This window comes from Streptomyces sp. NPDC127117 (genome assembly GCF_042677325.1).
Lineage (GTDB): Bacteria > Actinomycetota > Actinomycetes > Streptomycetales > Streptomycetaceae > Streptomyces.
The window spans coordinates 25,476-31,475 of sequence record NZ_JBHXTM010000023.1 but is presented as its reverse complement, the minus strand read 5'-3'; the positions used below and the strand labels follow the sequence as shown (position 1 = coordinate 31,475).

4 protein-coding genes are annotated in these 6,000 nt (G+C 71.2%); 1 reads left to right on the top strand and 3 read right to left on the bottom strand.

Translation table 11 applies throughout. The features are described 5' to 3' along the window. Positions 1-527: 527 nt before the first annotated feature. Genes ACFVH0_RS21135 through ACFVH0_RS21125 form a run of 3 tightly spaced genes read right to left on the bottom strand, consistent with a single transcriptional unit; the run spans position 528 to position 4,553 of the window. Positions 528-2,318 (bottom strand): glycoside hydrolase family 3 protein, encoded by a 1,791-nt coding sequence (locus ACFVH0_RS21135; protein ID WP_385822234.1) that lies wholly within the window; start codon positions 2,316-2,318, stop codon positions 528-530. A gap of 46 nt (positions 2,319-2,364) precedes the next feature. Then, positions 2,365-3,690, bottom strand: a complete 1,326-nt coding sequence (locus ACFVH0_RS21130; RefSeq protein WP_385822232.1) for an MFS transporter — start codon at positions 3,688-3,690, stop codon at positions 2,365-2,367. After that, positions 3,687-4,553: a tyrosine-protein phosphatase gene (locus ACFVH0_RS21125; RefSeq protein WP_385822230.1), complete on the bottom strand. Its 867-nt coding sequence runs from the start codon at positions 4,551-4,553 to the stop codon at positions 3,687-3,689. Before ACFVH0_RS21125 ends, ACFVH0_RS21130 begins: the two co-directional genes overlap by 4 nt. 189 nt (positions 4,554-4,742) lie before the next feature. Here ACFVH0_RS21125 and ACFVH0_RS21120 point away from each other — a divergent pair, with 189 nt between their 5' ends. Further along, positions 4,743-5,528 (top strand): GntR family transcriptional regulator, encoded by a 786-nt coding sequence (locus ACFVH0_RS21120; protein WP_385822228.1) that lies wholly within the window; start codon positions 4,743-4,745, stop codon positions 5,526-5,528. Positions 5,529-6,000: the final 472 nt, after the last annotated feature.

Below are 6,000 nucleotides of genomic sequence, written 5' to 3'. Positions count from 1 at the left end.
ACCGGGCAGGGTTCCCTGCCCGGTAGAGCCGCCGGGTGGGGTCAGGCGTCGCAACTGTCGAGGATCCGGGACAGGGCGTTGACCTCACTCGGGTCGGCGGATCGCCGGTAGTTGGCCTTCACGCTGATCCAGGCGCGGCTGTAGGTGCATCAGTACGACTGCGGCGGCGGACGCCAGCTCCCCCGGGTCCTTGTCGTTCTTCCCCTGGTTGCTGCCGGCCGACACCACGGTCAGCTGCGAGTGGACCAGTGGCCGGAGTGGCAGCTGCGCCAGGTCCGGCGCCGGATCCCGCCCACGATCACATCGACGGTCCGGACGTGCCGGATCTTGACGCGTCGGCGAACCACCGACATCGGCCACACAGCCCGAGAGGTCGCCCAGCGTATGGCCAGGCACGGCTGGCTTCCGCTGCTGGTGGCCATCGCGGGCACCCCCGCAGCCACCGGGGCCCGCGTCGCTCCTCTCTCCCACACCCGCCGAGGTGGCCGGTGCCCGCTGGCCGTCCGCGAGGTCCAGCGGCGACGGCGTCAGCGGGCGACCGCGCCGTGCCCGCAGCGGAACAGCGGTTCGGCGGTGTCGAACGGGACATCCTCGCGGGAGTCCTCGACGGCCCGCATGGAGGACGGGAGGTCGAAGGGGAGGCTGCCTTCGGCCACCGCGCGGCCGCAGGCCACGTCGAGGACGATGTCGTCGTCGGCGCCGAAGCTGCCCAGGAGCAGGGCCGCCTCGGTGTCGAGTCCGGTGAGGACCGCGGGCCGGTCGAGCTGCACGTCGATGACCGTGGGGACGCTCGCGCACAGCGCCCGCAGCCGGGCCAGTTCGGCGGCGGGAAAATCGAGGGCCCCGGCGTGGAAGTGCTGCTCCAGGAATCCCTCCCGCTTCTCGTACGGGGCGGTCAGACGCAGCACCGCGAGGTCGGCCTCTTCAGGGCGGTCGACGAGGTGGCCGTACCGGGCGGCCGTCTCGGGGACGATGTTCTCCACGTAGAGGGCCGGCACCTCGGGCAGTGTCCTCAGCTTTTCCGCGCGGTCGGTGAGCTGGACGAGAGATCGCAGCTGGACCCGGCGCCCCAGGAGACGGGTCTCGGCCGCGCCGACCAGGGCGCTTGCCGCGTCGGTGTCGACATAGGGGTCGTCGAAGAGGCCGAGGCGGAACTTGTCGCGCAGGATGCGGCGTACGGAGGTGTCGACGCGGTCTTCGCCGACGGCGCCGGAGCGGACGGCGTCGACGATCCAGTCGGGGCGGGTCTCGCCGCCGAGCTGGTCGACGCCTGCATCGAGCTGCATGAGGACCTGTTCGGCGAGGGAGAGGTGTTCGACTCCCCAGTTCCGGGGCGGGAGTTGGACGACTCCGGGAATCTCCATGCCGGTGAGGGAGTTGAAGTCGGTGCACACGACGCCGTCGAAGCCGTATCGGCCGCGGAGCAGCCCGGTGATCACTTCGCGGTTGAAGTTGGCGGCGACCTCGGGCAGGCCGCTGCCGGTGGGGATCGAGTAGCAGGGCATGACCTGGGCGGTGCCGGCGGCGAACGCCGCTTCCCAGGGCCTGAGGTGGTATTCGAGGTTGCCGCCGGGGAACGCCTGGTACTTGCCGTACGCGAAGTGGGAGTCCTCCCCGCCCGCCTGCGGGCCGTGGCCGGGGAAGTGCTTGGTCATGCAGGCCACGCTGTCCGGGCCGAGGGTGTCGCCCTGCATCCCGCGGATGTAGGCGCCGAGCATCCGCGCGGCGCGGTCGGCGTCCTCGCCGAAGGTACCGCTGATGCGGGCCCAGCGCGGTTCGGTGGCCAGATCGGCCATCGGATGGATGGCCACGCGGATCCCGACGGAGCGCAGTTCCCGGGCTGCGGCCGCGGCGAACTCCTCGACGAGTGCCGGATCGTCGGTCGCGGCCAGGCCGATCGGTTCGGGGCCCGGACTGAATCCGCCGTCGGTGTGGGCCGTCATGGGGTTGGCGGTGAATCCGTGACGGGGGTCGGAGGAGAGGGTCACCGGGATACCGAGGCGGGTGGCCGCGGCGAGGTCCTGGACGTGGTTGTTCCACGCGGCCATGGTGCCGGCGGAGGGGACCTGGATCATCGCGAAGTGGGTGATGTGCCGTTCGGCTATGAGGTCGGCGCCGGACGGCATGAAGGAGTTGTCGCCGGCGGCCATCCGGCCGTGGCACATCTGGCCGGCCTTCTCTTCCAGGGTCATCCGGCCCAGGAGGTCCTCGACGCGGTCGTCGACCGGCAGACGGGGGTCCTCGTACGGCTCCATGGTGCCGTTGTGGTTGAGGTCGCGGAACGGTGTGCCGTCGGGGTGGCGGAGGCGGGAGGTCACAGTCGTGCCTTTCGTCGGGTGGCTCGGGATGCGGGTGCCGCGGGGGTCAGTCGCGGGTGAGGCCTGGGTGCCGGATCAGCGGGGTGAGGGCCACGGCCGCGAGCGCGGCGAGGGTTCCGCCGAGGTAGAGCGCGAAGTAGTTCTTGCCGTCGGTCGCCGGTCCGATCGGGTCCGTGCCGAGGCCCAGGAGGAGTGGGGCGAGCAGGGGGGCGATGGACTGCGGCAGGGATTTGGCGATGTTGAACACGCCGAGCCAGCGGGCGGCGTCGGTGCTGGTGGGCATGACGCGCAGGACCAGGGCCATGTCGACGGCGTAGAAGGCGCCGAGACCGATGGCGGCGACGGTGGTGGCCAGGTAGATCGGCCACACGGACGCGGACAGCATCTTGATGGTCATGGCGGCAGCCATCAGCAGGCCGGAGGTGACGACGAAGGCGCGGTAGGCGCCGGTGCGGGAGGCCAGCTTCCCGAACACCGCCGCGGCGACGACGTTACCGACGACGGAGAGCATTCCGGTGGTCGCGACGAGGGCGGCGGCCTCGGCCGTCGACATCTCCAGGCGGGACATCAGGTAGTAGAGGCCGAACGTGCCGATCAGGGCGTTGGCGCCCTGGAGCAGGAAGCGCTGCAGCCAGACCGCGGTGAAAGCCGGGGAGGTGCGGGGGTCGAACACCAGGCTGGTGAAGACCGAGCGCAGGCTCACCGGGGTCCGTACCCCGGCGGGGGCGGCCTTCTCGCCGCGCAGCAGGGTCCACGAAACGGCGGCGCCCGCGGCACCGGCGATGCCGGGGACCAGCAGCAGAGCCGTGGTGTTGTCGGGTATGAGACCGACGAGGAGGAAGGCGGGGAAGACGGAGGCGAACTGGGCGGCTCCGAACAGGCCGGACACGGTGGCTTGTTGTGCGGCCGGCACCCGGTCGGCGATCACGGCCGCGAGAGCGGCGAGCGCCGCGTTGTACGCGGCCTGGGCGAGGACCCAGCCCAGCACCAGCTGGGCGGGCGAGGATGCCGTGGCCATCACCACGGCGGCAGGCAGCCCGGCGGCGAGACCGCCGAGAATCCACGGCCGGCGTCTGCCGAAGCGCCCTGCGGTGCGGTCCGACAGATGGCCGAAGACCGGGTTGAGGACGAACGCGGCGATGGCCCCGGCCGCCATGACGGAGCTCAGCACGCTCTCCTTGTCGTCCGGTGCGATCTCGTTGACCTTCAGGCCGAGAGAGGCGACCAGCGGCATGGCGAACCCGATCCCGATCAGGAGCTCGGTGAAGACCAGCCCGGCGATGACCCGGCGCGGAGCCGGGGCCTCGTCCCCGGGAAAGCCGTCGGAGGATGGCGGCTGGGGGACGGGGGTCTTGCGCAGCATTTCGGTCATGAGTGGGGTTCTCCTGCGGGGCGGGAGGGCGACGAGGAGGCGGAGAAGGCGGGTTGAGGAGCCGCGGTGACAGAGAGGGCAGACCGACGTGCCGCGGCGGTGGTCGCGGGCAGGGCGGCCTTGGCGCGGAAGCCGTCGATGGCCGCCGCCTCGACCCCGCAGCCCAGCAGGAACCCCTCGGCGCTGCCGTGACGGGCCCGCATGATCTCCAGGAAGACCTCGATCGCCTCCCGCGGGGCCTGGAGCAGCGGCGCGGGAACGACCGGCCGTCCCGCCACCCCGTCCCCCTCGTCGCCGACCGCGCCGTCGTTCAGGGCGATGCGGTGCCGGGTGGCGAGAGCAGCGAGGATCTCCGGGAGCGCCGTGGCCGTACGGACATAGTCGTCGGCGATCTTGTCGTCGGACACTCCCGCGAGTTCCAGTAGCAGTGCCACCAGGAGACCGGTGCGGTCCTTCCCCGCGGCGCAGTGCAGGAGTGCCGCGCCCGGTCCGGCGGCGGCGCGGACCGCGTCGGCCACGGCCGTGGGGGCGGACGCGGCGAGGTCGGCGTAGAACCGGCCCAGATCGGCGGAGGTCCGCAGGGAAGCGATGCCCGGGCCGGCGATGGCGTCCGTGTCGTCCGGAACGATGGGCGCCCGGACGACGGTGATGCCCGCCTCTTCGGCGGCTGCCCAGTCGTCGTCGCCGCGCTCGTCGGGACTGCGAAGGTCCACGATGACGCGGATGCCGCGGGTGTACAGCTCCCTGACGGTTGCGGCGTCCGCGACGGGGTCGGGTTGGGCTGAGCGGAAGAGGATTCCCGGGCGGATACGCTCGCCGCGGGGGTCGGCGGAGGCTGGGTCGCGGAAGTTCAGCAGGGGCATGGGGGCCTTCCTGAGTCGGGAACTGCACAAGGACGAGCAGGACATCTAGATGTCTACATGTCTCCGGTGGGGTTCTGTCTCGAACTCAGCGGTCGCTCTGCTGAACCTTGGATGAACGGGCGGTTCCCGGGGCCTCCTTCGTACTCGATCGCACAGGTCGCCTGCCCTTTCGACTCGTAGGATCCAGGGGTGTCGAACCGCAGGAGAACCGCCCCGATCTATCTGCAGCTCGCCCGGAGGATCCAGGACCGGATCGACTCCGGCGACCTCCCGGCCGGCTCCCGGCTGCCCAGCGAGCCGGAACTGTGCGAGGAGTTCGACGTCAACCGGCTGACGATCCGCCAGGCCATCGCCGAACTCGAACGCGCCGCCTCCGTCGAGATCCGCCGGGGAGTGGGAACGTTCGTCCGCTCCCCCATCGCGCGCGTCTCGATCGCGGTCGACCCACGAAGCCAGCGCTTCGACCTGGGCAGCCTCACCACTGCCATCCCCCACGGGGCGGCCGACGCCGGTGACGTCGAGGACGGCGCCGAGCGGATCACCGCCGTCGTCCCCGCGCCCCGCACCCCGGCCGACACCGGGGCCGCGGGCCATCTGCGGTGCGATCCCGCCGAACTCTCACGCCTGGAGAGCGTCATCGTCATCGGCCCCGAGCCGTGGGGCGTCAACAGCTACTGGCTGAAGTCCTCGCTCCTGCCCGAGGAACTGTCCGCCCCCCGGCGAGTGGACAACGTCGTCCGCGTCCTGGCGCGGAGCGCCGACATCGTCCTGGAGTACGACTGGCGGGCCTTCAGCGCCATCGGGGCCGACATCGGCGACGCCGACCTCCTCGATGTCCCGGCGGGCGCCCCGCTCCTCGTCCGCGAAGGCGTGAGCTGCACCCCTGACGGAGAGCCCGTACTGTTCGTGCGACGCCGCATCAATGGCGAACGCGCCCGCTTCGTCCTCAACTTCCGTCCGGACGACGACGACTGACGGACAGAGCGGTCTGCGGCCACTTCCTCAGGCGTGGACCGGCGCGCCCTCGGCGAGCTCCGGATCGAGCGGGAGATCACCCCGGGAAGTGATCCGGAGAGCTTTGTTCCTGCAGCGGTGAGCCCCTCGACAACGTAGATCATTCTGTGAGTCCTACAGGACCGCCCCTGCCGGCCCGGAGGACCAATCCGGTCGAGGCGGCCGGGTTTGCCCCGTACTGTTCAACAGCGCAGGGGTACACCCGGAATCCGGCCACAAGGCTTCTGCTTCCGGATGCGGTGTCAGGGGGTTGCGGGCAGCCCCGTACGTCCTCCCCTGCACCCCGGGCCACTGATGATGTGCGCCGCTGACGGGCCGGATCGTGTGTGCCGGCTGCTGTTTTCCGCGTTGCTTCCTACGCGGAGGCGGGGGCTGGGGCGGACGGACCTTGAGGTGCCCAGCGAAGTCCCTCAGATGCGGCAGGGCCATGGGG